The organism is Wolbachia endosymbiont of Nasonia giraulti (assembly GCF_048054155.1).
Taxonomy (GTDB): domain Bacteria; phylum Pseudomonadota; class Alphaproteobacteria; order Rickettsiales; family Anaplasmataceae; genus Wolbachia; species Wolbachia pipientis_C.
The window spans coordinates 28,847-32,225 of the sequence record NZ_JAFEVH010000012.1; the positions used below are offsets into that span (position 1 = coordinate 28,847).

The 3,379-nt window shown below is 28.8% G+C and carries 1 protein-coding gene; it reads right to left on the bottom strand.

Annotation, left to right across the window (positions count from 1 at the left end; translation table 11 throughout):
- Positions 1-6 precede the first annotated feature (6 nt).
- Positions 7-2,394 carry an AAA family ATPase gene (locus JR312_RS02785; RefSeq protein ID WP_416647668.1) on the bottom strand — a complete coding sequence of 796 codons (2,388 nt, stop codon included), beginning with the start codon at positions 2,392-2,394 and terminating at the stop codon, positions 7-9.
- Positions 2,395-3,379 lie beyond the last annotated feature (985 nt).

Below are 3,379 nucleotides of genomic sequence, written 5' to 3' on the forward strand. Positions count from 1 at the left end.
AATTTATTACTTTTTTTTCGGTTTGACACACTTTTTTGAACGTTCCCTATTTTTCTCTAATCTTTTTGATTCCTTTGCGTCATTTAAATCCTGTTTATACCTTTCATTCTGAGGCTTTTTGCTATTGTGTTTTCTATTAGTACTATCTTCTAAAGAAAGCTGTGGTTTTACCTCTTGAACTTGATGATATTTTTTAGCTTTCTTCTTTTTGTTTTTATTATGTCTACTTTCTTTACTCTGAGGTTTGCTAATATCATCTCCTTCATGTTCTGAGTTTTGTGAAGACTGAGAACTCATATCACTCTCTAACACTGAATTTGTATGCTTGTTCTTATCTAAGATCTGATCCTCTTCATGATACCTATTAGTTCTCAACGCATTCGTAACCTCTTCAGCATATTCTTTTTTTCCTTCGTTTTGCAATTTCCTTGCTATAAGTTCTGCTTGCTCTATGTTTCCTTTCTCTATTAACTCTAGTGCCTTATTTCTCCATTCTTCAGGACTCGATTTTTCTTGCTCAATATTTACATTACCTGCTTCTTCTGGTTCTATTATTTTCAATAAATTACTTTCATCATCTATAATGTAGACATTACTAACAGCACGAGTGACTCCAACATACAGAGCGTTCATATAAAATTTATATTTCTCCAAAGACTTATCATTCTTATCCTTCTTTCTTGAAGTGTTAACTTCCCTTTCGTTATATGAATCACGAATTTCATTAATAGTATTATCTATCTCCCTCTCACTTTTATTCGGACATGCTATATTCCATATTTCATTATAAGCTTTACAGGATGTAAACTTGTAAAGAACCACATTTTCAAACTCCAGGCCTTTGGCTTCATGTATATTAAACACAAGTGGAGTATCAAACGATTTACGAGCATCTTCTTTGCTTTCATCATCCAGAACTAAAACAGCACAATTTACAGATTCATTTATTTTTTTTGCTATTTCTTCTTTTTTATCATCAATAATAAAGCCAACGTTCCCTTTGTTCTTAGTTTCACTCTTCATTAGAAAAGCATCGTCTACTGTTATTTTATCTTCTGAAGCAAAACAATAATTCTTAAGATGTAGTATACGGTTGGCAAGCTCAATGACTTGTTCACTATTAAGATAATTCTTCTCAAGGGTATAAAAAACTTCTGACCCTTGATCCCTTATACATTGATTTTGACAGAGAAAAGATTTTAACTTAGATAGAGAGAAAAAACTAGGATGTATTACTTGATTAATATCACCGCATAACAAAAAATTATCCTTACTTTCATCTTTTAAACTTTTTAATATTAAACTCAGTGTGCTTTCGGTCAAATCTTGTACTTCATCTACAACAATCGCACTATACATTCCTTCTGTAATGCACTTATATGCAACAAGATTAGGATCATAATACTCTGAATCTTTTTCTATAAACTTCCTGTACTCTTTAAAAAAATCATAAACTTTGTTCCTTTCGTCTACAGAAAACATAGATTGTCTGTTTCCTAATTTACCATATCTATCTTTTCCATCTTTTCCTAATAAGTCTCCTCCACCTATCACAGCTGTAAATTCTTCGAATATTTTATCTCCATCTTTTTTATACTCTTTAAATTTATCTTTCTTGCATATTTCGTTGAACCATGAAAAAAACTTACTTCTATTGATTGGCTTCTTTCCTTTTATATCTTCTGCTCGCTTTTCAAGAAACTCATGCAGAGATAAGAAATCAATTTCTTCCGGAGCAGCAATCTTGAACTCATTAGCAGTTTCATCATAGTATTCGTATTCAAGTAATTTTTTTGATTCTTTTATAAGATTTTCGGATTTGGTAATATATAGAATTTTTCCTCCCTCAAACTTCCCTTTTATCTTCTTTAGGCTCTCCAAAGCCACTGATGTCTTTCCACTACCAGCAGATCCACTAATAACTAAAGGTAATTCAAACTTTCCAACTCTTTTAACTATATCTTTTTGCTTTGCACTAAAAGTAATAAATTTACCGAGATAACTAACTTGTGGAGCATCTTCAATCTCCAATGTACTTACGCTATTAGAAACTTCTTCATTGTTTTTATCTATTATTTCTATGTTTTTAATTTTTTCTCTATTTGTTAAAAATTTAGACTTATGATAATCATGATTCAGAATTACTTCTAAAATAATAAAAGCATCTTTGTTATCAATCTTTATACTTGTGAATAATAATCTGTCACTATCACTTAATTTAGCTCGAGAATATTCAATATTCCCATCACCTTTTATTAATTTTATATTCCCTTGGCTTGTACTGTTGTTCTCTTTTAAATCTTTAATTATTTCGTTGAACTTTTTTCTCAAAGAACTTTTATCATCACCTAAATCATGGTCATTAAACTTCTTATAAAACAATACAATACTCATAATTTCTCTTAATTACTTAATTATACTAAGAGTATAATAATATTATTAATATGTCAATATTTCTATTATTATATTAACTTTTATTATTTATTAGCACGCAATTCTTATCTCATCATTAAATAAGTAATACTGCAAAGTTGTGGAATAAAAGTTATTAGAATCAATTGGTGTACCATATAAACTTTTCAATATAGTGATTTTGCTATACCATGAAATCAGCTATATTGGTTTACTTTCACTAAATTTACATATGAACCAATTTGCCTAACTTTGTTGCAATGATTTTAAGCTTCCATTTTTACAACCATATTTTTATAGGCTTGTTTTCACAAAGGTAGGTACTTTTTTTGCGTTTTTGGAAAAATGAACATTAAAGATTTTTATGATTCTAATTTGCAGTATGTTTCTGAAACTAAAGTGAATATTAATAATCCTATATAAAATATAAAAAAATACATAATTCTTGATTTTCTCACAGATATAGTTAACAATTAAGCTATATTATTCTAATAAAAAAGTTATAACTTTATGGTGGAAAAAGATATTAGCTGTAGAAAGTGATCCTAGACTTTTAATTGATATAGATAAACAAGCTAACTTAAAGAAAATGTTAGTTCTTTCTTTAAGGGAAGCTATAAATAGACCAGATGTTTCAATTGTTACAAACCTATACGAACATTTTACACAAAAACCTACTAGAAATAGGCGCGAGTACCCTGATTCACAATTCTCAATTATTTCGGGAAATATATAAAAATGCCTTTATACTTGTAAGCAATGATATTGCCAAGCTCAATGAAAAAAATCTTAATCAGATCATTAGTAGAAAAGTAGGGCAGATCGAAACAATTTTGGCTATAGTCTCATTAATTGATAATAAACGACTGATAAAAAAAAGAGCAGGGAGTGTTCAATTGTATTAAATAAGAGTCTGATATTATAGTATTTCCTAAAGTAAATGATAAAGGTATAATAAAGTATTTGA